Annotated in this window: 16 protein-coding genes; all 16 read right to left on the bottom strand. The window is 49.5% G+C overall.

Annotated features, from left to right (window positions below; genetic code table 11):
* Positions 1 to 252 precede the first annotated feature (252 nt).
* The gene (locus M1D70_RS29115; RefSeq protein WP_456288597.1) at positions 253 to 2,154 is read right to left on the bottom strand and encodes a helicase-related protein; all 1,902 of its coding nucleotides are present in this window, start codon (positions 2,152 to 2,154) and stop codon (positions 253 to 255) included.
* A gap of 584 nt (positions 2,155 to 2,738) precedes the next feature.
* Positions 2,739 to 3,161 (bottom strand): hypothetical protein, encoded by a 423-nt coding sequence (locus M1D70_RS29120; protein WP_015737728.1) that lies wholly within the window; start codon positions 3,159 to 3,161, stop codon positions 2,739 to 2,741.
* 341 nt (positions 3,162 to 3,502) lie between these two features.
* A complete protein-coding gene (locus M1D70_RS29125; RefSeq protein ID WP_009594205.1) occupies positions 3,503 to 4,225 on the bottom strand; it encodes a response regulator in 723 nt (240 codons plus the stop codon).
* A 4-nt stretch (positions 4,226 to 4,229) separates the two neighbouring features.
* The gene (locus M1D70_RS29130; protein ID WP_009594214.1) at positions 4,230 to 5,384 is read right to left on the bottom strand and encodes a sensor histidine kinase; all 1,155 of its coding nucleotides are present in this window, start codon (positions 5,382 to 5,384) and stop codon (positions 4,230 to 4,232) included.
* 45 nt (positions 5,385 to 5,429) lie between these two features.
* A complete protein-coding gene (locus M1D70_RS29135; RefSeq protein ID WP_456290512.1) occupies positions 5,430 to 8,132 on the bottom strand; it encodes a phosphodiester glycosidase family protein in 2,703 nt (900 codons plus the stop codon).
* A gap of 449 nt (positions 8,133 to 8,581) precedes the next feature.
* Positions 8,582 to 9,787, bottom strand: a complete 1,206-nt coding sequence (metK, locus tag M1D70_RS29140; RefSeq protein WP_036660328.1) for a methionine adenosyltransferase — start codon at positions 9,785 to 9,787, stop codon at positions 8,582 to 8,584.
* 225 nt (positions 9,788 to 10,012) lie between these two features.
* Positions 10,013 to 10,300, bottom strand: coding sequence for an alpha/beta-type small acid-soluble spore protein (locus tag M1D70_RS29145; protein WP_015737730.1), 288 nt, complete (start codon positions 10,298 to 10,300; stop codon positions 10,013 to 10,015).
* Positions 10,301 to 10,479: 179 nt separating this feature from the next.
* A complete protein-coding gene (locus M1D70_RS29150) occupies positions 10,480 to 10,977 on the bottom strand; it encodes a hypothetical protein (protein ID WP_456288598.1) in 498 nt (165 codons plus the stop codon).
* Positions 10,978 to 11,058: 81 nt separating this feature from the next.
* The gene (locus M1D70_RS29155; protein ID WP_456288599.1) at positions 11,059 to 14,094 is read right to left on the bottom strand and encodes an Ig-like domain-containing protein; all 3,036 of its coding nucleotides are present in this window, start codon (positions 14,092 to 14,094) and stop codon (positions 11,059 to 11,061) included.
* Between the two features lie 368 nt (positions 14,095 to 14,462).
* Complete coding sequence (locus M1D70_RS29160) at positions 14,463 to 14,807, bottom strand: hypothetical protein (protein ID WP_009594240.1); 345 nt, start codon at positions 14,805 to 14,807, stop codon at positions 14,463 to 14,465.
* Between the two features lie 252 nt (positions 14,808 to 15,059).
* The gene (locus tag M1D70_RS29165) at positions 15,060 to 18,698 is read right to left on the bottom strand and encodes an S-layer homology domain-containing protein (protein ID WP_456288600.1); all 3,639 of its coding nucleotides are present in this window, start codon (positions 18,696 to 18,698) and stop codon (positions 15,060 to 15,062) included.
* 216 nt (positions 18,699 to 18,914) lie between these two features.
* Positions 18,915 to 20,039, bottom strand: a complete 1,125-nt coding sequence (locus tag M1D70_RS29170) for a glycosyltransferase family 4 protein (RefSeq protein ID WP_009594254.1) — start codon at positions 20,037 to 20,039, stop codon at positions 18,915 to 18,917.
* 114 nt (positions 20,040 to 20,153) lie between these two features.
* Positions 20,154 to 20,912, bottom strand: a complete 759-nt coding sequence (locus M1D70_RS29175; RefSeq protein WP_456288601.1) for a WecB/TagA/CpsF family glycosyltransferase — start codon at positions 20,910 to 20,912, stop codon at positions 20,154 to 20,156.
* 5 nt (positions 20,913 to 20,917) lie between these two features.
* Positions 20,918 to 22,156 carry a polysaccharide pyruvyl transferase CsaB gene (gene csaB / locus M1D70_RS29180; protein WP_456290513.1) on the bottom strand — a complete coding sequence of 413 codons (1,239 nt, stop codon included), beginning with the start codon at positions 22,154 to 22,156 and terminating at the stop codon, positions 20,918 to 20,920.
* Positions 22,132 to 24,150, bottom strand: a complete 2,019-nt coding sequence (locus M1D70_RS29185) for a DUF5693 family protein (protein WP_456288602.1) — start codon at positions 24,148 to 24,150, stop codon at positions 22,132 to 22,134. The genes csaB and M1D70_RS29185 overlap by 25 nt, the downstream gene beginning before the upstream one ends.
* A 121-nt stretch (positions 24,151 to 24,271) precedes the next feature.
* On the bottom strand, positions 24,272 to 25,990 hold the full coding sequence (locus M1D70_RS29190; protein WP_456288603.1) for a phospho-sugar mutase: 1,719 nt from the start codon (positions 25,988 to 25,990) through the stop codon (positions 24,272 to 24,274).
* Positions 25,991 to 26,027 lie beyond the last annotated feature (37 nt).

Consider the following 26,027-nt stretch of genomic DNA (forward strand, 5'->3'; position numbering starts at 1 on the left):
CAGGCATGGCATATCCCCGGAAGTTCCTGGTTACATGAGCCTATTTTTCCGCAAGTGAGGCAGATCTCGTCCATCGGTTTTAGCAAACGATGCATGTGCCCGAGGAGTTGGCTTAAGACGTTGGATATCAAATACAAACCTTCCTTTCTTGGTTAGATTGAAAAAAGAATGCGGCTCTGCGGATAGACTAGATTACATCAGAAGTACGAGAACTATAATTATCGCCCACACGCTTGCTCCCAGTCACCCCCCCTATTTACCCGTCACCTCTTGAACTTGTCGTAAATACCCACCCTTACCAGCGATTCGATTCATAGCCTTGATTTGCCGAACTGCCGAGCTTTGGCACCTGGTCCATTGCGGCGCAGCAAACACTACCCGTCCTGCCGGATCATCCTTGGATCGGCCCGCACGACCGGCCATCTGTATCAAGGCCGCTTCATCAAATAGCTCGCTATCTGCATCCAAAATAAAAACATCGCTCTTGGGAACCGTTACCCCGCGTTCAAGAATGGTTGTTGTCACCAGCAAGCGAATCTCGCGGTTTCGGAAGGACATCACTTTGCCCGCCCGCTCCGGGTCGATGGATGAAGTCCCTTCAATCGGCATATGGGCAATCGCCTTGCGGAGCAGTTCCAGAATAGGATCAATATGCTTGATCCGGGAAACGAACAGGAACACTTGAGCTCCGCGTCTCAGAGAGGCACTCAGGCTGCGAACCAGGAGTGGGGAAAGCTTTTTTTCTTGAAGACAGCGGCTCACCGCAAACATTTTCAGTTTCTGAGGAACGGGTAACGGATGACCATGGAAGCGTGCGGGAACTTTCGCATGTGGCAACCGACCAGCAGCTGCTTCGCGCTGTAGAGGCGTTGGCGGGGTAGCTGACAGATAGATATATTTCCCCCCTGGTTTGCAAGCACCCTTGGCCGCGTAATCCAGCATCGGATCGTTATGATAGGGAAAGGCATCAATCTCGTCGATCACGACCAGATCAAAAGCTCCCCTGAATCGCAGCAGCTGATGCGTCGTTGCCAGCGTGATGCTCCCCCGCTTCCAACGCTCCGGACTTCCGCCATATAACGTGACCACCGTCTCCTCGGGATAAGCCTTCGATAACCGAGGTGCCAACTCCAGCACCACATCCCGCCTTGGCGCGGCGACCAAGACGCACCCGCCCGCATCCAAAATGGACTGCAGCAGCGGAAAGATCATTTCGGTCTTTCCGGCACCGGTCACCGCCCAGATGAGAAACCGGGCGGCGGCCACCGCGGAGCCCCCTGCGGGCGGCTCCGCCAAAAACCGCAGCGCAGCGCCAGCGGCGGCGCTCTGCGCTGCGCTAAGCCCCCACCGGCCCAAGGCCGCGGTGGGGGAACCCCCGGCCGTGCCCCGCACGGCCGACCCTGCTGTGCCATGCAGCAGCAGGGCACAAGCGCGGCTGCGCCCCATCGCGAGGCAAGCCTCGCAATAGGCGCAAGCCGCCGAGCCGCACGCGGCGCATGCCGTGCGGCTCTTGGCCTCGCTGCCGCAACGCCGGCAGCGGGGGGCCATGGCCCGGCGGCGGAGCCAGCCGGGCCCTCTGCGCGGGGCGGGCTGTGCCAGCCCCGCTTCCAAGCGCAGGCGGCCCAGCAGGACGCCGAGCTGGGCCGCGGCGCGCCAGTCGCCGGTGCCCACGGCAACCTCCCCCAACAATGCTTCGACCTCGCCAGCAAGCAAGGCTCGTCCTGCCATGCACTCGATCAGCAGCTCCGTCTGCTGCACCAGGGCATCCCAGCCCACTAGCACGGCTCCCTTTTCGATCAGGGAACTTAGATAAGTCCCATCCAACAATTGGATTTCCTGCAACAAGGCGCTCCATTTCGACCTACTGCTCTCCGGCTCTTGCAGTAAAAACGAGCTTAATGCCTGATACATATATCTCTGCCAATCTGGCCTCTCCCATCGATCCATGTCTGGAATCGGCTGAAATCTCGCTTGGATTTCAACGGCCCATCCCAGTGGTACTCGAGAGGACAGCAGCACCAATAACGGTGTACCGGCCCTTTCATCCGCCTGACTCATTCTTCCACACCACCATTGAATATCCACCCTCATATCCAGCGAGAGATAGCAATTCCATTTCTCTGCTTCTCGAATGGCATAAATGGCAATCTGCATGACATCAACTCCAATATTGAGACGTATAAACAGCTCAAAAGATCATTTATGGGTACTGGAACTTGGTAGTTTGCAACATGCTTCAGTTGCTTTTCAGATCCTCCTTTCATAAAAAAACTGGTGGATCTAATACCAGTCGGGGAAGCATTGGATGAAAGATTCGCTAGAGCTCCGTGAATAACTATTTAATTAGGTTTCTATATCAAATACCTATCTTCATCATCTTCCACAACTTCAACCCTTTAGCCAGCCCTGCTAATAGAAGATAGAATCTCAAGCCAGAGTTTGAGTTAGTTCCAAATCTATATAAATGCACGAGCGTTCTGATCTAACTGCAGTGACTTCCATTTCGTATTTGTTTCTCTCCTCAACGCTCAGCTCACCCAACTTAAAACAGCTTCGTTTCACAACGCCTTTTGTCGAATACTGTCATAACTATGATTTATTAGCATCTGATCTCTACATCTTCCACCCCAATACGCCAATAAACGCAAAAAGCACACCCCTCGCTATACGCTCGGAGTGTGCTTCACGCCTTCAACAATATGAGTATCATCCCGGGAACCAAAACAACTTGCCGATGTTTATCCCTGTACATATGGAATCTGAACAGCCTCCATCGGGTTTCTCAGATCGACCCGTATGACTTCGTCTTCATTCGGATCGACATCCGTTTCTTGTGATGCCGGATCACCGGATCTCCAAGTCCCGTATACCAGTTCAATTCCGGACAAATGAGTCAATCTCTTGACAATCTTTAACGTATCATCATACGACTGGTCATCAAGGACGGTGACGCGCACGCGCGTCCCGCTCAGCAGGGCATACCAGGAAAGGGCTCTCAAATACCATTCCACCTGCCGCTCATGGTTGGACGTGATCAGCACATAATGCCTGCGCCGCCCCGTGCCTTCACTAGCTCTTCGGAGATGACGGGCATGCACGATATGAACCAGAGCAACAGCGATCCCGTACACCGCGAGTATCCACAGCAATTGGGCAACCATGAGACTCACCTCCTTCTCTTATCAACAATATATGCTGACCAGGAAAGGACGGTGACAGTTATGTAACCGGTGCCCACACGGAACTTGTCGGGAACGGCTTATTTGCCATAAGGAAGACTTTTCGACATTCTCTCTACAAGCTAGGCCGCCGTTCTTGCGATATCAAGAAAGCCTTCGAACTTATTCAAAAAAAGACAGCGGTATAAGCAGCTATTTATTATGTATGCTAGTTACCGAAAGAGTTCAGCCATGCTGTAAATCCCTAATGATCATAACAAAAAGGAACCGCCCTTGGCAGTTCCCTCCCTATGTAAGACGCGTCCGTGCATTCGGATCGGCGATTACAACGTCACCCAGCCATATTTGATCGAGTTGATAACCGCTTGCGTACGGTCGTCCACTTCCATCTTCTGCAGGATGCTGCTGACGTGGTTTTTTACAGTTTTTTCACTAATGAACAGGTATTCCCCAATCATCTTGTTGCTCTTGCCTTCGGCCATTAGTCTAAGCACTTCCGCTTCGCGCCTTGTCAATGGGTTGTTCTCGCCTGCCACAAACTTGACTCCAGCTTCACGCGAACCGCTCTCCGCCATCGCGCCTGCTTCGTTTACATACGTCATCCGGCGGAGCTGGTGGATCAGCTTGCCCGTTACTTTCGGATGGATAAATGCATATCCCTCATGTACCGAACGAATCGCATTAATCAGTGACTCGGCTTCCATATCCTTCAGGAGGTAACCGTTCGCTCCCTTGCGGAGCGTTTCAAACACATAACTTTCGTCGTCATGAATCGACAGAATAATAACTTTGATCTCAGGAAACATTTCACGTAGTTTCTCGGTCGCTTGAACGCCGTTTTCGGTCGGCATGTTGATGTCCATCAGCACGATATCCGGCTTCACTTCGTTGCAGAACTCAAGCACTTGAATGCCGTCGCCGCATTCGCCGATCACGTCAATGTCGTCCTCCATATTCAGTATGCGTTTCAGACCCTCCCTAAACAGCTGGTGGTCATCCGCTAATAATACTTTGATAATCGTGTTCTCTTTCTCCAAATGTTCCATCCGATTACTCCTTTCTCTTTTCTACGTTCGTCGGGATATGAATCACGATCTTGGTTCCTTGATTCTCGGCTGAATCGATCTCCATTCTCCCTTCGAGCAGCTCAACCCTCTCCCGCATGCCAATTAACCCAAAGTGGTCCTTGCTTTTCTGCTCCAGCAAATCGACATTGAATCCCAGGCCATTGTCCTGTACCACGATTTTGACCAATTGCGCCTGGTACGTGATTTCAACAAGCACATAAGTCGGGTAAGCATGTTTTGCAGCATTCGAAAGTGCTTCCTGCACCAACCGGTAGATGGCCGCCTCCATCGCAGAAGAGAGACGATGCTCTTTCCCCCGTGTCTCGAAGATCGTGCGGATTTTCGATTTCTCTTCATAATCATGCACATATTTACGCAGTGTGGGGATTAATCCTAGATCATCGAGTGCCATTGGACGCAGATTGAAGATGACTTTTCGCATTTCCTCCAGGCTCGAACGCACCTGGCCCTTCAAATCTACTATTTCGTCCTGCACCATCTTAAATTCCTGCTTTGCAAGCATTCTTTCTACAATTTCCGTCCTAAGAACCAGATTCGCCAGCAATTGCGCAGGTCCATCATGAATCTCTCTGGATATGCGCTTTCGTTCCTCTTCCTGCGCCAGAATAATTTTGAGTCCAATGACCTGCCTGTTCTTCGCAGATTCGATGATTCGGGATACCTGGCCCAGCTCGCCGGACAAGTATTCCAACACCACGCCCATCTGAGATCCGATCGATTCTGCGCGCTCCACCGAGTTCTCGACATTGCGAACCCGCTTCTGCAGCTCGTCTCGTCTAGCCTTCAGATACATTTCCTTCTCCCGGTAGATCATGAGGTCAAGCTGAAGCTGCGTTGCTTTCTCATACGCCTGCTTGATGTCCTCTTCCTTGTACCGGACGAAATCCCGGCTGACCTCGGTCAGCCGGATCCGGGAACGGCGGTAGTTCAGCTCCAACTGATCCACCTTCTCTAAGGTTTCCGTCGTTTCTTTTAATGTCCGCTGCAGTTCATGATTGAGAGACGCGAGCTCCTGCCGCGACGCCTCCAATATTTCGAACATTTGGTATTTGCTGTCCTCCATCACTTTGATGGCATTTTTTATGACACGGTCGATGGCATCGGCTTGATAATCCACGCACTCTACTCCATTTCTAACGTTTCATATACATATCATACCATATCATGATTCGATCGTAACGGTCTTCGTGTTCTTGTCCCATTTTACTTTAAGGCCTAATTGCTCGGAAACGAGACGAAGAGGGACCAAAGTCCTACCGCCTTGAACCATAGGTGCCACAGCCGCCGAACTGCGTTTACCGTTGAGGATGAATTCCTTTTTGCCTACCGTCAATTCCATGAGCATGCCGCCTCTCAGGACGCCTACCCGCTGCGCGGATTGGTTCCAGGTCGCTTGCCCGCCGAAGGCGTCGAGCACATGCTTAATCGGAACATAGGTCGTTCCGTTTTTCAGGATTGGCGCGGAATCGATTGCCACTTTCGAACCATTCAGCATGAGCGATTTTTGCCCAATGGTCATGACCGCTTTACCGGTTGGAAGTCCTTCATTTCCTGACAGGGACGGCATCGTGAAGCGAATATCGTCAAAAGACACGGCCCCAGTCAATGCACGCTCGTCCTGACCCTCTTCCACGTTCACGACATAAAGCCGCTTCATCTGAGCCGGGAACGCAATGTTATATCCGCTCAAATCGATGCTCAGCGTCTTCCAGCCGCTCCAATCAATCGCCTTAGCCAGATCGACGTACACGGTTTTCCCGTTATTGTCCTTGAGCTCCGCACGCAGCCAGTTCAGGCTGTTATCTCCCTCCACGTCAATCGTCATCGACGTTGCCTGTGCAGGAATCGTTTTGCCTGTCGTGCCATTCAGCTCGGCATAAGCGTACATTTTTTGTCCCAGCCCGCCTGTCATATCATAGGTTAGGTTCAAGACTTTGGAGGTTGCCTTTGTTCCGCTGCCATTTTGGATCGCTGCCGTCCCGGTAACTGCAGGCACGTTGGTCGTGAACTTCACCGGGTAATTCACATTCTCGAAGTTCTCCCACGTACTCTCGCCTGCTGCCGACAAAATAACGACTGTGCTAAATCCGTCATATCGTGCGATGGCATAACCGACTTTCGTATTGCTGTTCACGGAGGATACGGTCAGGCGGCCGTCTTTGACGCTGCCTTTGAATCCGACAAACTCCCATTTCAGCGCACTGCTTGGAACCTCCAAGCTTTGGCCGCTGCTCGTTACGGCGGTTACCGGTACGGAAACGCTCGTTCCAGCCTGCAGCGGTGCACTGGAAACGCCTGTAGTCAAGGCAACGAGATCATCCGCACCCAGTACCTTGACTTGCATCGTCGCTTTCGTGCTGCCGCTTACCGCCGTCAGGGTCGATGTGCCCGGCTTTGTCGCTTTTATGCTCTGACCGTTAACCGCAAGGTTGCCATTGCTGGATTTCCAGGTCGGTTTAATCGAGCCAGCCTCAATCGGATTATAGTAGGTATCATAGCCCTTGAGTTCATACGTGCCGATTTGCCCAATCAGCAGTGTGTTGCTGCCGCTTACCTTCAAGCCCTTCAAGCTGCCTTGAGGTGCCGTCGAGAACACGCCGAGTGCATTAACGATGCTTCGCTGCGTCGTTCCGTACTCCGTGTTGAAGGTCAGCTGGGTATTCATCTCGGCTAACGGTCGGTTGACCATCGTTGTCGATCCGCCGCCGTCGAGGTTCATTCCCTTCCAAACGCCAACCTTCGTCATGAAATCCTGGAGCTGCTGCAGCGTCATGCCTTTGCTGTTATCGTTGCTCTCCGTGGCGATCAGGTAGGCGTAACGTCCGTCTTTGGAGTAACCCACCGCCGTACGCGCACGATTGCCTCCAAGATCATTCACGTTTCTTGAAAAAGACGTCGCTTTGCCGTTATCCACCAGTATCGTATGTCCGCCAATCATCATCTGCAGATTCGTAGGATCCAGCTTTTGACCGGTCTTTTTCGATACGAGCGCATAATCCGCTTCTAACCTCTGGCCTACGGCCAGGTTGTTCTTCACGAACTCGGCTGCGGCGCCATGCGTACGAAGAATGTAGCTTCCTTCCGGAACTGCCGTAGGTATTCCGGCCATCACCGAAATATCCGTAATGACCCCGTCGGTCACCATCACTTCGGTCGGTGTGCTTGAGCTGTTTTTCGGACGCTCCAGAGCCTTCCATGCACTTGTGTATATATAAGCTGCGTTCACATGGCTGTAATTCGATCCGGTACCTTCCGGTGTATATGCTGTTTTGTTCATGCCTGCCAGCGGGAATGTAGTTCCGTTCTCAGAGGTAATGCTTCCCGAAAAGGCAAACTCGTCCAGGATCGGCTTTCCATCATTCGTTACGGCAAAAGCATACATGCCCTTAAGATCAGAAGGCGAAGACATCAAAAGACCATTCGAGACTTGCGCGCCCATCGGCGCTCCTTCTCTGCCGGTGTTAAAGAAATCCCCGTTGATCGCTGCTACCGCACCGTTTTCCTTCGCCATTCCGCCCGTGCTTTGTCTTGTAGTAAATTGATTGCCTTGCCCTGTCATGACATCCAGCTTCACATATTTGTTGTTGAGATCCACCCGGATGACATTCGCCAGCGATTTCGCGCCGGCACTGTTGATATACTGATACTTCATCAAAACCGCGCCGGACGTAATGATTTCCTCACCCAGCTTCTTCGCTGATGTGGTTGCCGCGTATGCTACCGAAGAAGTTGATAGATTCCCTATCACCGGTATCCCGCTGCTCAGCACAGGGCCCACCCAGATGACCCCGGCCAATGTGATAATCAACCATTTCTTGCCTACGCCTGATTTTGCAGACTTCAGTGTTTTCCCCTGACTAACCATGTAATCGTAACTCTCCCATCTCTCGTTCAACACGGATGCCGAACATATAAAGTCTCTATTTAATAGACTTCATTTTTGGGGAAAAGTTACGAATTTGTTATAAAAAAAACACTTTCGCGTATCGTACACCAAGTCTTAGCAAAATTGTAGCGGCATTTTTTAGGAGCCTATGTAAATCAATCCTATGTTACTATATTTTCATCTAAAAGTAACTAGTTTGTCATAAAGTATATTCCTCTATTACCATTTATTAATTAAATAAAGCCGACACTTATACTAGGCATCGGCTTTATAATTATTGCATTTTTGTCATAAATTCTAATTCGTACCCAGTTTCATTACTACATCTTGATAGGAATTAAACACAAAAAGGCATATGCCTTTTTCAAAAGAAAAATGAAATCGGCACATGCCTAAACTTTATATCCGGAACATATCCTAAAATTATCCTAGTTTACCCCTGCTTGTTCTTTCAGCGTTTCGGCTTTGTCAACGCGTTCCCAAGGCAGATCCAGGTCGGTACGTCCAAAATGTCCGTACGCCGCCGTTTGCTTGTAGATCGGACGACGAAGATCCAGCATGCGGATGATTCCAGCCGGACGCAGGTCAAAGTTGTTGCGCACAAGCTCAACCAGCTTCTCTTCGCTCACTTTACCTGTACCATATGTGTCGACACTGATCGACACCGGGTTAGCGACACCGATGGCGTAAGCCAATTGGATTTCGCATTTGTCCGCGAGTCCTGCGGCAACCAGGTTTTTAGCCACGTAGCGCGCCGCGTAAGCAGCGGAACGGTCGACTTTTGTAGGATCCTTACCGGAGAATGCACCGCCTCCATGACGAGCGTAGCCGCCATAGGTGTCCACGATGATTTTGCGGCCTGTCAGACCAGCATCGCCTTGAGGACCGCCGATAACAAAACGTCCGGTAGGGTTGATGAAGTATTTGGTTTCTGCGTCCAGCAATTCAGCCGGTACGACAGGAAGAATAACTTGTTCTTTAATATCCTTCTGGATTTGCTCCAGTGTTGCTTCTTCGGCATGTTGAGTCGATACCACGATTGTATCCACGCGGACCGGCGTATTGCCGTCATACTCGATCGTTACCTGAGTTTTACCGTCCGGACGCAGGTAATCCAGCGTACCGTCTTTACGAACCTCGGACAAACGACGAGCGATACGGTGAGACAATGCAATTGGAAGAGGCATCAATTCTGGCGTCTCGTTGGTTGCAAAACCAAACATCAGACCTTGGTCACCAGCACCGATGTTCTCGGTTTCCTTGTCCACTTGGGAAGGATCACGATTCTCCAGTGCAGCGTTTACCCCCTGTGCAATATCGGCCGATTGCTCATTCAGCGATGTCAACACCGCGCATGTATTGGAATCAAAACCGTATTTTGCACGGGTATACCCGATTTCCTTCACGGTATTGCGTACGATGGATGGAATATCCACGTATTCAGATTTAGTGCTAATTTCACCAATGACCAAAACAAGACCAGTCGCAACGGAAACTTCACAAGCTACGCGTGCGTTCGGATCGTTAGCCAAAAAAGCATCGAGTACGGCATCAGAAATCTGGTCACAGATTTTATCCGGATGTCCTTCAGTTACGGACTCAGATGTAAATAAACGTCGCCCTGTTAAAGACATGAGATCAACCTCCCATATGAATAGTATGTGATATATCAAGAGGTCCTACACAAAAAATGAACCTTTTCCGACAGGAAAAGGTTTGAAATGTACAATCCTCAACATGCATATTAACTTATTTGTTACCAGGTGTCAATCCAGTTAGTGAGCTGTTTTTCAAGGATTTTCTTGGGTTTTTCAAACGGATGTAATCAAGAATAAGTTCCGTCTTATATCGAAAAATGACTACAGTCTGCCGAAGAGGCTTTGCTCGGCGTTCTGAACCAAACGCTTCGTGATCTCTCCGCCAACGGATCCGTTCTCGCGGGATGTCAGATGCCCCCATCCAGCACGACGACTGGAGGAACCTCCTCCGATGGCTCCAAGCTCAGAACCGAATTCCGTATCCGCTCCATACGAGCTGCTGCCATATCCCACCGGTAATCCAAACTCTGCTGCGATTTCGTATTTCATTTGCTTCAGCATTTCACGACTCTCCGGAACCACTTGACGATTACGACTGCTGCGTGCCATGAAAATACACCTCCTGTATTGGTTTTTACAGAAGTAGTATGAGTTGATTTCAAAGCGCTCACACGTATAAAACGTTGTCACAACTGGCAATAATTATAACAGGATTATACCGGACGAAAGTTATTCGGAATGCCACCCTTGGTGGAAGAGAGGGGGCAAAACGCCCCTAGTTGCTGACACTATTTAATGGTGTATCCGCCGCGCACCATGACAATCAGATTGCTTGTCTGGCCTTCTTTCACCTGAATACCGCGACCTTCACGCGGGAAGGAAAGCAGATGGTTCTTAGGCGCCGTTTCGCCGTTTAACAGGTCTTTACCATCCGTAAGGTCCGCAACGCCGCTAGCGACTTCTGTGTAGATCACAGCATTACCTGAACGCACGATGAATTCCGTTCCTGCGTCGGCAATTAGAATCTTCCCAGGTTTCAGCGCAACGTTCTTGACTTCATCAGACCCTTGTGATGGTTGCGTAGGATTCGTTGGGTTGGTGGTCCCTCCACCACCGCCATTCAGTGCTTGCTGGATTTGTTGGTCTACGTAGCTTTTGGTGACGACCGGGTCGTCGGTGGTGCCGGGGGTGGTGCCGGCGCCGTCGGCGGGGGTGTTGAGGATGGAGCCCAAATAAAAAACAAGACCTAGAACAATTGTTGTAGTTATTAACTTGAACTTTTTCATTGTTCCTCCATAATTTTGGTTTTATAAAGAAAAAGAGCAAGGGCTATAAAAAGCACCCTTGCTCCTTTTGAAAAATATTACTTATTTAACTGTGCGGATAGCTTCGAATGCCTTAACAGCATTACCAAATACGTCTTGAATATATTTAGCCTCTTCGCGAATACCGATTGTGTAAAGTCCTTCGCCATTCTCTACAGTTGGGTCAGTAATCACAACTTGGAGAGTATCGGCATCAACTTTAACGACTTCAAAGTATGCTTTTTGGGTACCAGTTGAAGATTTAACTGGAATATTGCTTGTAGCTCCAGTCAAACGTGTTACTACAAAGTCTTGAGCAAGAAGTTTTTCATCGATTCCTTCAAGAGCTTCTGTAAAGTTAATAGTTGCTGTGTAAGTATCACCAGTTACAGAAGTTTCTACTTTGAATGTTGTTTGGTTTGCATCCAACTTCACTTCTGGAGCAACTTTGTCATTCAGAGTATAAGTTGAGGTACCTACAGTTACAGGAGCACCTGCTTGACCCAGCTTAATAGTGCTTTGTGCAACCGTACGGAAGTCTGCTTCGTTAAATACAACTGTCAGACCTGTAGATGTGTAAATTGGGTTAACCAATTCAACCGTTACGATGTTAGAGTTGTTTGCAGTTACATTAGCAACAGCAACTTCGTCTGTACCAACATAAGCTTTAACGTCTCCAGTTTGACCTACGAAACGCTCAACCGCTTGATCAACTTTCACTTCTACTTTCTTAGTGGAAACGAGTGCACCAGTGTGTCCGTCACCATAAGTTGCAGAAGCATTAAGCTTGTTATAATCGCCTACAAGGATATCACCAGTAGTAAAGTTCTCCAGGTAGTTTCCTTCGAGGTCTTTCACACCTTGAACACGAATTGCAGTCCAATTAGCAGACGTTACATCACGGCCATTGATTTGTACTGGCAGATCAATAACTACACCTTTACCATTTTCGATTACGGAGATAACTGCGTTGCTAGGAAGCGCAATTGCCTTACCATCGAAAGTGATGGAATAGTTAGCAGGGTTAGTCAAAGATGCTACATCCATAGCTTCGTTAAAGTAGATCACTGCACGGCGAGCTTCATTATCGATTTTGAAGGAAGCTCCTGCAAATTCAGGCGCGCCTGTGTCACCTACAGTAAATGTTGTTGTGTAATCAAGCAACACATTACCGAGCACAGTGTTATCGCGGATACCTTTAACTTCCAGACTATTAGTTCCTTGTGGCAATGCGGAGAAGAAATTCACTTCCAGAACATTGTTAGTACCAGTCTTCAGGTTAGCACTGGAAACTGGACGCACTTTACCATCTTTATCCTTAACTGTGATCAATTTAGTCCAGGATTGCTTATCAGCAATACCTTTACTGAATGTAATCAACAATTGTTTGGAATCCGTTTGGTTAACGCGAGCATCAACTACTTGAGGACGCTCTGTGTCAACAGTAGCAGTAATTTGCTTAGAAGTTTCAGTGATTTGGTTACCGGAGTAATCCTTCACACCTTCAACAAAAATGTTTGTAGCATAAGTAGGAAGTGCATTCGCAGCACTGAAGTAAACTTCATATTTGTTAGCTGCAATTCTTACAACACTATCCGGCTTGATTTTGGATGCTCCACGCAGGTGATAAATGTTTTCTTTAACAACAGTATCGCTGTCAACATCTTCACTGAACGTCAGAGTCAATTTCTCAAGCGTACCTACAGCTTCAGCAATTGTAGGAGCAGTAGTGTCTTCAACTACTGTGAACTTGTGCTCGGATTTCAAAGACTTGAAGTTATTGAAATCTGTAACACCTTCAACAGTCAGCGTGTGCTCACCTACAGGCAGGTCAGACTTAATGATCAGTTCGCGACCGTTATACTGGCTGCTTCCGTAGAAGCCTTTGCCATCCAGCAAGAAGCTAGCAGTGTAAGTTTGTTGTACCGGCTCACTAAATACGATTTTCACCGCTTTAGTTCCAAGACCTGTTACACTCACCACTTCTGGGAGCGCTACGTCAACTGGAGCAAATTCATAGTTGGAAACAGAGATTACTTTAGTTCCAGCTTTGATACCAGAAACGTTCAAGCTGTATTTTTGTTGGTTGTTCAGCTTAGTTTTAACAGTCAATGTAACTGCATTTTTAGCATCGTTCAAAACTGCAGATTCTACATCAACACCGCCGCTCAGCTTGTAGTTATCTTTGATTTCAGCAGTTGTTTTATCAACTTCACCATCAAAAGTAACTACAACTTCTTTCAGGTTGTTTGCCGCTACACTTTGAACTTTAGAAGCATCAGTTACAACCCATTTTACAGTTTCTTTGTAATCGTAGTTGTTGTGTTTGAATTCCACAGTCGTATCTGTGTTAGGAACCAATGCTTTCTCAAGGTTCACTTTTACAACTTCGCTGTTAGCGAGTGTAAACTCAACAGTACGTCCGTTGTCGGATACCTTGTAAGAAACTACAGCTGGTTTTTGTTGAGCCAGGTAGATGGAGTAAGCAACGTCAACCAGTTGGGAACGGGAAGCGTTCGCTTTAGGGTTCGCTTTAGCGTCTACCAGACCAGCGTTGATTGCTGCTTGCACATAACCTTTAGCCCAGTCAGAAGCGTTGTTGTTCGTTTCAGTTGGGATTTCGAGTTTTTGTGCAGTAACGAGAACCTTCGCCATTTCTTGAACGGTGATTTTACCGTTGAAGTCGAAGATCATTTTCGTTGTGTTTTTACCTTCCATCAGACCTGCAGCGTAAACTGCTTCTACGTAAGGAGCTGGCCATTTGTCAGCTTTGTAGTTTTTGTCTTTGAAAGATGCTTTGCCTTCGATTGGCTCAAGACCCATGATACCAACCAGGACTTTAGCGAACTCAGCGCGAGTCATTTCTTTGTCCAGGCCAGCAGTTCCGTCTGGATAACCAGTGAAGATCCCTTTTTCTTTCAGTACATCAAATTTCTGTTGAGTGTTGAGTGCGTCGTCACCGAATGCAACAGAAGCAAACATGGAGAATGCCATTGCTGTAGACAGTGCTACGGATAAAATTTTCTTCATAACCTTTTTTTCTCCTCCTTGAATCATCACTTGATTATTTTCTTTAATTTGGTAGCTCTTATCACTCATTTGTCCTGCACCTCCTTTCCCGAGTTGAGCATAAATCATAAATGATGTCTGTGACGATATCACAGAATCTTGTTAACGAGAGAACACTACATACTAGAATAGATTCCTAATCCTACCTAGGTATTATACAACGAGTCCCCAACACCGTAAAGAACATTTTTCTAATTAATAGACAATCTTCTTGCATCGGATAATCTTGGTTACTTCGTTGGCTCTACATTATAAACGTTTGATTTTCCAAAAAGTTGCGGCAGTTGCAAAGTTTTTTTAAAAAATTTTTTCGAAGTTTCCCCGCTTCGTATAACAGCCCTCCATTTACATATTGCGACAACAAAAAAAGACGCCTCATCGGCGTCCTTTGTAGAATGCTAGCGAATCTTCATAGCGAGCTGGATAATCCGCGCGCGCATCTCCGGATTGCTGTGCAGCGTGCTGTACATCTGATCGATCTCCGCTTTATTCGTACGATATGTCTTATCATGTTTAATTGTAGTGTGTGACCATTGGATCAACGCATTCTCAGCCGCTGTCATTTCGTTAAATGAATCATGAAAGCCTGTCTCAACAACGAGTCCCTCCATGACTTCCTGAGTTATCTCATCATGAGTGGCACGAGCCAGCTCAATCTTCTTCTCCATCACTTTGGCTTTTTCCTCGAACTTGGTCTTCGCCTTCATGTAGTCGAGCTGCGCTTTTGATAATATCGGCTTCATAAATTCATCTTCACCCTCTAAAAATAGTATGTGCTTCCGCTATTGTAGCGTATTCCACATGAAATTACAAAACAATAGATATTGGTAAACGGTTTCCGCGAGGCAAATAACGCCCATAAGATCTTGTTAATTATGACATATATAACCTGTTCATTAAAAGCTGCACAGGAAAAAACGAGAGCAATGCCAATAGAAATTGGGCATCGGCTCTCGTTCCTTTTGTCATGCAAATCCTAACTTATGAATAATGGCTTACAGCATTTTCAGCTTGCTCATCATGCGTTTAACGACGGTTGCCGTATCGGCACGATTCAGCACCGCATCCGGGTTGAAATTGTAAGTCGGCTTTCTCTCGCCTTCCTTCAAGCTGTTCGCAACGCCGGTCAGAATACCGGCCTTGCTTACGGCAAGAATGGCTGGGTAGGAGTAGTTCGACTTGATATTGCCCACATCTTCGAATTGCTTCTGAAGCGCTGCTTTATCTTTTTCGATTTCACCCATCTTCAGGTTCAGTGCGCGTGCGATCATGTTGGCTGCTTCCTCGCGGGTCAGCTCCATATTCGGAGCAAAGCTTCGAGGCGCAATGCCGCGGATGATCCCTTTTCTGGCTGCCGTCTCGATGTAACGGTAATCCCACTGCATGCTGTTGACGACACTTTCCTGATAAATGTCATCAAAGGTCAGCTTGTTCTTGTCGGTGTCGTAATCCAACGGAATATCCAGCAGCTTCACGATAATCGTAGCAAATTCGCCGCGAGTCATCGGATCGTACACGCCGAACGCATCCTGCTTGGACGCTTTCATGTATCCTCTGGCCAGCATCAATTCGATATCGTTGCGGGCCGTCTTATGCGAGATCGCATCGGAATAGCTGTAACGCAAGGATTTAACGGCGTAGTAACCGAAGCCCTTGAATGGAGCGGTAACGGTTTTCTTCTTGGCATCGACTTTTCCGCCGATGTTGATCCAGGTTCCTTGGGACGGGTTGTACCACCAGATGCCCAGGTTGCTGGAAGCCGAATTCACCAGCGCGGAATCGTATTTCAAGGTAATCGTACCTTTTTGGGAGAGCTCCATCCAGTTCTGCGGAATCAAACGTTGATGGAATTCGTGCCCTTTTGCGTACGGATGCGTTGCCGCTTTTACATTGAAGTCTTCCACGTTGCTGCTGTAGGCATTAAGCGAACCTGCGTCCAGCCAGTAAAGAGGCGAAGAATATCCGAAATGCGCAGCCGGCGTGAAACGGAACGCATTGTTGTTATCCCCTGGAATCAGGGACAGGCGTCCGTCCATTTCCACGCCGTTCTCGATTTCGCCGATCCGGTTATAGGCTTTAATCGTACGACCATCGATCTGGTTGGCAATGCCGAACAGGATGTCATGCTCGCCGAGCAGGTTGATCGTTGGCACTTCAGCCGTAGGGCTTGATTTCGCCTGCTGAAGCACGGTGCCTTTCGGCAAGGACAGCGATACGCCGCCTTTAAATACGGACACTTTGCCGGACTTCGAAATATTCGTTTTAAACTGGGAGCCTTCCGTTCCATCGTCGGTGTACGTTACGACGAATTGGCCGTTTGTCTTTTTGGTGCCTTGTTCGATCGTGAACTTGATGGTGTTTTTACCGTTTTTCAGGTTTTTGACCTCAAGACGGAAAATATCGCTGATTTCGGATTTCACCATTGGCGTTTTGCCAATCAGAATGGCGTCGGCACCTTCAGCCTTGATGCTTACCTCTACAAAGTTCTGTTTCAGCACGCCTTCGTTCGGCAGCTTAGGAGACAGCACTTGGTAAGGTGCACGTTCGCGCGTAATTTCGATGGTATCGGTTGTTGTAACCGACTGATAACGCGATCCGATGCTGATTGCCTGCAAACCAACCTCTGGAAGTGCGAGCTCTTTGAACACCACGCGGGCCGAGCTGGAGTTTGCGCCATTGACAATGGTAAAGTACCGGTCGTAATCCGCCGGATTAATGGGATCCAATTGGGTCTTCAGGGCACCGCCCGAGAGAGTCCAGGTACTTTGGTTGTTTTTGGTAAAGACTGCAAAGATGGTTGGCGTCGGATGACTGAGGTTCACCGTAATCTCATCCGTGTATTCCACTTCAAAGCGAAGACCCAAAGCTTTTTCATATGTGTTATAAGCATTCTCAGCCGTTTCTCTGAACAATCCGTCCGGATCGGATTCCGTTGCAGAGCCAACCGGGAATGGGATCATGTTTTTGATAACCGAACGGGTATCGCTAAAATAAAGCAGGGTCAGCTTCGTCGAGATTTTCCCGCTCTTGTCGGCGACCACCAACGTATTCGGACCTGGAATCAGCTGCAGGAACGTCGTATCCGTAAAGCTGAATTCTCCGTTGCCGTTCACGTTCAGATCGCGAGTGTTACCGTTCAGGGAAATCGTAAGTCCTGTAGTCCCTGTGTAGTTGACAATGCGTCCTGTCACTTGGTTGAAATCTGAGCTGTTCTTAAATACCTGGTTGTTGTACAAATTGAAAATATCAATATAAGAAGAAGACAAGAACGTCACCGGGATGACTTTGGTATCGGAAACGCCCGACCCATTGCTGACCTTGATGATCAGATTTTGCTGACCTGTCGGCAGGTTCGTGATTTTGAAAACCGTGTTGCCGTTGTAGGTAAACTTCTGGGCGATCGTGCCGCCGCCCTTGCTGGACTCAATCTCCACATTGCCTGCGTTCACTTGATCGACCATCAAATAGATCGGCAGTTCATTCAGGACGGTGTTGTTACTGCTTGGGAAAATAGATTGGGAGGTAGCCGATACTGTTCCTCCGCTCTCCGTTACGCCGTACAATTGATACACCTGCTTGATGGTAGGCGCATTGACATCGCGGTAAGTAAAAGAATTCTTCACATCAAAGCCCGTGGTAGAATCCTTAGTGAGTACAAAATAATCCCCACTCTGAGTGATGCTGGTAGTGCCGGTCGTTGTAAAAGGATACATCAAGGTATTGCCCAGCAAGCTTGCCGCACCTACGGTTGCCGGCGAGGTCGTGATCGGATTTGTGGCTCCTACCTGAAATACGGAAACTTCAAGAATCGGGGGAACCGCTGGGGTACCAGCCGGAGGAGCATCCACGATCACATAACCGGAGATGACGCCGTTAACCGTACCGGTTACAACCGCCTGTCCATCGATATTTGTGCCGCCAATCTTCAGTTGATTGACAGTTATGGAACCTGTCGGATGATAAACGACCTGTCTATTGATGGTCTGGGATTTCGATTCGGAGTTCACGACGATCACCAGATCGTTGACACCCTTCTGCAGCAGGATCCCTGCGGAGTAATACGTATCGCCGCCGCCGGCATACATACTCTGCCCATTGACGGTAACACCCTTGGATCCATTCGTCGCTTTGACGGAAATGCTGATGGTCTGCGTAGTAACGACAACCGGCTTGGAAGCATTCTCTTCCAGAACGCGTCCATCACTGAGCGCTACTTCGTAAACAGCCGGTACATCGGAGAACTTCACATAGGCCGTAGCACTCATCTGCTGGCCTTGCGTGCTCATACCGGACACGATGATTTTGTTCACTCCCTGATTCAACTGCACATTCAGGAACTCGAACGTATTCGCTGCTTCGTCCAGGATCGGCTTGACGCCGGTGCCGCCCGTGGTCGTGTCATCGAACCGTTTGATTTCATACGAGATGGTATTCGGGTTAATGCCGTTGTAGGTACCCGTAACCGAAATCGAGCTCCGGTTCTCCGGCGTTGGAGAATTCGGATCCGTACTTAGATTGGAAAAGTGAAAAAACAAGGCTCCGTTTGCAGCTGAAGCCGGTAATGCCGGAATAAGGGAAAAGAACATAGCAATGGCCAATAACAGGCTTGCTATTGTACGGAAATTTTTCTTCAACGGTTGTGCCTCCTTGATCATTCGGACGTTGGCGTCCGTTTTGGATGTTGCGTCGTTCACTGGGTCCCCTCGCTTTCACTGACAGATTGGTACTTGCGCATAGTTCATATATCGGTCCCAGACATTCAATTATTTAGAAAAAAACACAAAAAAGCCTCACCCTTTTTGGGCGAGGCTGGCATGTCCATACGGACTCATAATGAAAAAGAATAAGTTCTATTTGGTGCGGCTTTCGGGATTTGCCTTCATCCGCATCCGGTTAATCAGCCCGAGAATCGGCCGTTTGGTCTTGCCGACCAGCCCGATGACTTCGGCACCGATCTGCATGAAACACATCATGACGCAGATGACCACAAACGTCACCCAGTTCGCTTCATACATGGCAGCCGACGATTGAATGACGGCCAATACGCCGAAAAACGCGGCAATGACGTAAATGATCAACACGGTCTGGCGATGGCTGAATCCAAGCTCGCGCAGGCAGTGATGCAGATGCCCCTTGTCCGGAGCAAAGATCGGTTTCTTCTGGATTTTGCGGCGAATGATCGCGAAGAACGTATCCGACAGCGGAACGCCGATAATGATCAGCGGCGTAATAAAGGATACAATCGCAATCTGCTTAAATCCAAGCAGGGACAGCATGGCCAAACTGAATCCAAGGAATAACGACCCCGTATCCCCCATGAAAATCTTCGCCGGGTGAAAGTTGAAAAACAGGAAACCGATAATGCTGCCGAGGAGCAGCAGGCAGAGCAGGGCTACGGTCGTGTTGCCCATCAGGACGGCCATGACCAGGATCGTGCCGATCGCAATGCCGGATACGCCGGCTGCAAGTCCGTCAAGCCCGTCAATCAAATTAATCGCGTTCGTTACGCCGACAATCCAGAAGATCGTAAGCGGAATCGATACCCAGCTCTCCAGCATGGAGTAACGGTCCTGGAACGGTATATTTACAAAGTCCACGGTAATATTAAATCCGAATACAACCACGCAGGCAGCTGCAATCTGAGCCAAAAACTTCACTTTGGCCGAAAGTTCAAATCGATCATCCAAGGCTCCGATCAATACGATCATGGAACCGCCGATCAGAAATGCCTTCATGAAGTTGGCATCACGAGGCGACAGGCTATCCGGCAAAAAAGGAAGAACCGCAATCAGTCCAAGAATAAAAGCCAGATAAATGCCGAGTCCCCCGAGTCGGGGCATGATCCGGGTATGAACCTTGCGGGCATTAGGAACGTCAACGGCACCAATCTTAACCGCAAACTTCTTTACAAGCGGGGTTAAGAGCAGAGCGAGCGCCAGCGATACGATAAACCCGATGATGTATATCATTAACATGTAATCATTCGACCCCCAATAAAAGTCTACCGGTTGAATTATACTCCCTTCGGGTCCGAAAACCAATGCCAATTTCCGGTGATTTCCCGGATTTTACCCACAGAAATGAGCCATTTAGCTCGATTTCGTTACGTTTTCTTTCTCGCGCAGCACTTTCACTACGAATTTCGGCAGCGCAAGCATTCTTTTGTAACGGGTAGGCTCCTTCAGAAGGCGATAAAACCATTCGAGACGCAGCTTTTGGAACACCTTCGGTGCCCGCTTCAGTTTGCCGGAGATAATATCGAACGATCCCCCGACGCCCATCACCACCGGAACCTGGAGCGCCTGTTTATGCTGGGCAATCCAAGGCTCCTGGTTATCCGCACCGCGCGCCACAAACAAAATATCCGGTGAAGCCGCCCGTATCTGTTCGATGACGGCAGCATCCTCATCAGGCCCAAAAAAACCGTCCCGGCAGCCGCATATAATTGCAGCCGGATATTGCATTTGTAACCTTTCGGCAGCTTCCTGAATCACTTCGGCGGTAGTTCCCAGCAGAAAGAACTTCCATCTATAGGTTTCCCCGACCTTCAACAATTCATGTAAAAGCTCGAAGCCGGTTACGCGTCCCTCCAACGGATCGCCGCCCACACCGGCGGCCCAGACGATTCCGGTGCCGTCCGGAACGATGATTTCGGCGCCTTGCATCATCCGTTTATACTCCGGATTGTTGACGGCCGTCATCACCATGATCGGATTCGCCGTGATGACATGGTGGGGCTGCCCCGACTGCACAGCCTCGGTCAGGTATTTCACCGTATCTTTCATGCCTAGCTTGGAAAACGGAATGTCGAATACCGATACGGTAGGAAATGGATAGGTCTGTTTCATGTTTATCATCCTCTATGGCGTAAATATTGGGCAATGTGGCGTGCAGGCATGGCAGCCTCGCGTTTCAGCACGGCAATCTGCTCGCCATGCTCCGCCTTCCATGCCGCTGCATCGTCCAACAGCTTCAGCATCTGATCCTTTAGTACGCTCGGATCAAGGGATTCAGTGCTTCCGACAGGCTCGCTGCCAAGCCGCTTCAAGAAGTGGTTGATTTTCGGATCATAAGAAATTCCGAGCAGCGGCACGCTCTGATTCGCTGCATAGATCAGGCTATGCAGACGCATGCCCAATATCATATCACAACGGCTAACCTCGCGCAGCATGTCCTGCGGCTGTTTCTCATCGCGGTAAAAACTCAAGACAGAGCCATTCTTGGAAACATCACCCATGGCATCCGCTATAAACTGCGAAGCCTCAATATCATCCGGCTGATGAAAAGGAAGAAAGCGAAGATGCACCGGTCGTTGTTCGGCCAATGCCTTTAAACCTTCCGCTACAGCCTTCAGTTCTTTTCGTTCCGGATGCCAATACCGAACCGAAATGCCGATGACTGGCAGAGAGCCTTTCGTGTCTCCGCTTAATAACGAGGATGGCTTTACAGGTTCTTCGAATGATTCGCGCTGCTCTTCTATAGAAGAAACTGGTGCAGCTTCATTCTCTTTCAATGCTGATCCCGGGTGGGAATCCCTGTGGATACCCTCTCCGGCCGGCAGCGGCAACCCCATCACCGGGTCCGGCACGACGTGCACGGCTTCCCCCGATATTCCCATGGACTGAAGCAGTTCGCCCGACTGGATGTCCCGCACCGAGATATACGTGCATTTACGGAAGATCGAGCGAATCATCGGATAAAACAGTTTACGGTTCACCGGGCCAACGCCCTGGGCATAAATAAACGTCGGTTTACCGAGCCACTGCGCGATCTTGAGAACGCCCAGATAATAAGGGATGGTCTTCGGACTGGTAGTATCCTGCAGCAGGCTTCCCCCGCCGCTGATCAAACCGTCGCTGTCCTTGATCGCCTGTCGAACCTCGCCCAGCTTCATCCGATGAACGGATTTAACCCCGTAGGCAGCCGAAGTCCATTCCGGGTCAATGGAAAGCACAACGGGGTTGATATCGACCCCCGCCGCCTGTCCTTCCTGCTCTAATGCGGTCAGAATCGATTTCAGCACCGCTTCGTCACCGCTATTTTTAAATCCGTAATATCCGGAAATGACTATTGTCTTAGAAGTGGAGACCATCGTTTCCAGATCCTTTCTGCCACTTGCCATACCAATATCGCGATCAATCCGATGATCAGGCCGAGTCCAAGGCCCAATACCACCCGAATCGCCGAAATATAGAGAGGCGTGTGAATATGCGTGAATGTTCCGACCATCGACAGCTGTCCCATCACGCCGATAATGAGAAGGTATACGGCATGACGGTATTTAAATGACAGGAACACGCCGAGTACCATCATCGGATGAGCAAGCAAGAATTCCTTGTTACGCGGACGTACGCCAAACGTATTTTCCAGGAATGTACGGAATGCCATTTCGATCGAAGATACGGAGCCTGCATTACCAGTACGGGTGAGATAGTACCAGCCAACGATGGCCACAATACCGGCTGCTATGACCCATGTCAGTGAGATCGGTGCTTTAAGCAACTTCAGAATTGCGCTGTAAGTCGACCCACCGCGATACAGAACCACGTAAATCGCAATAAGCCCAATCGGAGCTGCGGCCAGCAAGCTCACGCCACGGAACTGATCCAGCACGAGCATATAGGTCACATTGTTCAATAACGCAACAACGATCGGTACGGCCGCAAGCGACAGGATTGAGGTCTTGACCAGCAATACGATCGAATGAGTCACTCTTCTGCCAGAGCTCATGTCCGGAATGCTCTTCTGCGTTTCATTAACTTTGCGAATGGCCAATATGACGGCAACCGTTGGGGCACTGATCGCAGCAAATAAAGCCAAGGCCTGCTCAAGCAATGTCGGCTTCAAAACATACAATCCCGCGCTACCCACGAGGCCGATCAGGAAGGCTGCAATCGTCAAGAACGGAATGTAATAGGAAATCATGAGCGAAATCAACGCGATGGCTCCGACGACTGCCCCAAGCTTGAAGTAACGCTGCAAGGACGAGTCGGTTACCTTAAACGGCTCTGCAGGACCCATGGTAAATCCATTGTCCTCGATCTGCTTGATGGCTTGGCCCGATCCGGTCAAACTGTCAATCAGATTGTCGAGCGGATGAGTAACGGTAGCCTTGGTCATATCCCGGCTCGGCTCTGCATTCAAATAGAACATACGAATGTTACGGTCTTTGGAGGCCAGGGCAAAGCGGTCCCCGATAACCTCGGGCTCCAGATTAGCATCCCGCTCGCTTAAGGAATAAATACGGGTTACGTTGTAATCCGTTAAATAGGCAAGTTTCGTAAAGCCTTTTTGCGGACGCTTGATATTCTCAATCGCAACTAGGCCGATACCATGTTGGTTCAACAGCTGGCCAAAGGAATCCAGGCTTTTCATGTCGGCTTGATCATTAAAACCTCTGGCGGAATCCCCTTCAAACAGAATGCGTTTCACGCCGTTATCCGCGAAGTACGCCATCAGCTTCTCCATGTAAGCCTGGTCATACGGAAGACTGTCCGACAGACGCGGCACAATGTTAAAGCCCTTCTCCCGCAGCATGCTGATCGTAATCGGGTCTGGAGACAACGGTTTAATGACGGCATTGGAACGCGGGGTTTCCAGCACCAATCCGTCCACTGCGCGATCGAACTGCCATGATCTTACCGGAATCCCCAGTCTCATGAACGTGTCTTGAATGATGGGTTTAATTAAAGCTGCGCTTTCCTCGTTCAGGAATGCAACATACGTAAAATTCTCGTTCGGGGAGACCGTCGTACCTGTCAGATCGGCGACCTGCTGCCCGTCATATACCGATATCCGCCGCGATTTCGCCAGCTCGTCCAGCGTGCTTTCATAAAGCGCCATACTGATCACGCCGGCCTCTTTCAGGCGATCCAGCTGCTCGGATATAAAATCCTGCGGCTTGGATTGATACACCGCGACATCCAACAAATCCCGATAATCAAACACCAACTCAACGTTCTTTGATGTTGATTCTGTTTGCAGTCGGTCATAACCTACAGGCAGGGCCGCTGCAACGCCAAGAACAACCAGAATCCACAGCCACTTGCGGGCTGCCGTGTTCCAGCGTTTCCATTTCTGAACCACGAAAGTACCTCCTCATCGAACCTGCGGGAATTTACGATGGAGGGCAACAGCTACATTGATGCCTTGCAGCAACCATCGTAAATCCCCTTCGTTCTCTTCTCTCATTAAAATATATCTATGGTTAAGCGTCTACCCGGGCCATGACTTGATCCGAGAGCGATTGAATTTTGGCCTTCGCATCGGCGAGAGATTCACCGCGCACGGCAAAATATACTTTGATCTTCGGCTCGGTGCCCGAAGGTCTCAGGCAGAACCATGAACCGTCTTCCAGCAAATATTTTAACACGTTTTCCTTCGGTAATCCGTCCAAGCCTTCTGCGTAGTCAAGGACCTGCTTAACCGATACACCTCCGACCTTCTGGGGCGGATTGTCGCGCCAATCGGACATCTTGGCTTGAATCTGGGCAACGCCATCCTTGCCTTTGAGCGTCCGGGATTCCAGCGTCTCGAGGAAATAACCGAACTGCTCGTAAAGCTCCTGCAGCACATCGTACAGCGTCTTGCCTTGTCCTTTATAGTAGGCGGCTGCTTCGCAAATCAGCATCGAGGCCAGCACGGCATCCTTATCGCGCGCATAGTTGCCTGCCAAATAGCCGTAACTCTCCTCATAGCCGAACAGATACGTATGGCTGCCGGACTCCTCGAACTGGGTCATTTTCTCGCCAATGTACTTGAAGCCCGTCAATGTATTCAACACGGCGGCACCATAATGCTCGGCAATCGCCGCTCCCATCTCGCTCGTGACGATGGTCTTGATGACGGCACCGTTATGAGGCAGCTTGCCCGCTGCTTTCAATTGACCCAGCAAATAGTGGATCATAATCGCGCCGGATTGATTGCCTGTCAACACGACATATTCGCCCTGAGCGTTCTTCACGACGGCCCCCATGCGGTCTGCGTCCGGATCCGTTCCAATCAAAATGTCGGCTCCCACTTCCTCGCCAAGCTTCATCGCAAGCGTGAACGCTTCCCGTTCCTCCGGATTCGGAGATTTCACGGTGGAGAAGTTGCCGTCCGGCTGTGCTTGCTCAGGAACGACATGGATATGCTTAAAGCCGATGCTCCGAAGCACCCGTTCGACCGGGGCTTGCCCTGTTCCGTGCAGCGGCGTGAATACGATTCTAAAATCCTCGCCAAGCTTGGACGCGATAAGCTCCCGATTCACGCTGACATCGGTCACCGTATCCACAAAAGCCTGGTCCTCCGCTTCACCCAGCCAAACCAGCAGACCCTGAGCCTCGGCATCCGCCTGCGACAGCCTTTTCACGGCGGAGAAAGATTCCACCTCCTGAATCCGGGCAATCACGTTCTCCGCTTCGTCCGGCACCAGCTGGCCGCCTTCACGGTTGTACACCTTATAGCCGTTATATTCCGGCGGATTATGGCTTGCCGTGATGACAATCCCGCCGGTAGCGCCCAAGTGGCGCACGCTGAATGACAGTTGCGGCGTAGAACGCAAGGAAGTATAAAGCTTGGCTACAATCCCATTGCCGGCCAGAACCAAAGCAGCCTCCAAAGCAAACTCCGGCGAGAAATGCCGGGAATCATGGGCAATGACAACGGAAGGCTTGCCTTCCGCATCGCCGTGAGCCTCCAGAATATATTGCGCAAAGCCTTGCGTTGCGCGACCTACCGTATATTTATTAATCCGGTTGCTGCCTGCACCGATGACGCCGCGCAGACCGCCCGTTCCAAATTCCAGATCACGATAAAAACGCTCCTCCAGCTCTTTGGCATCGTGCTCGAGTGAACGCAGCTCCTGTTTCGTCTCCTCATCTACATAAGGATCATTCAACCAACGCTGTACCGTATCGATTGTTCTCTGACTCATCTCTGACATGAAAAAAAGTCTCCCTTCCTCATCCAAACAAGAATAG

The sequence above is a fragment of the Paenibacillus sp. AK002 genome (assembly GCF_053903045.1).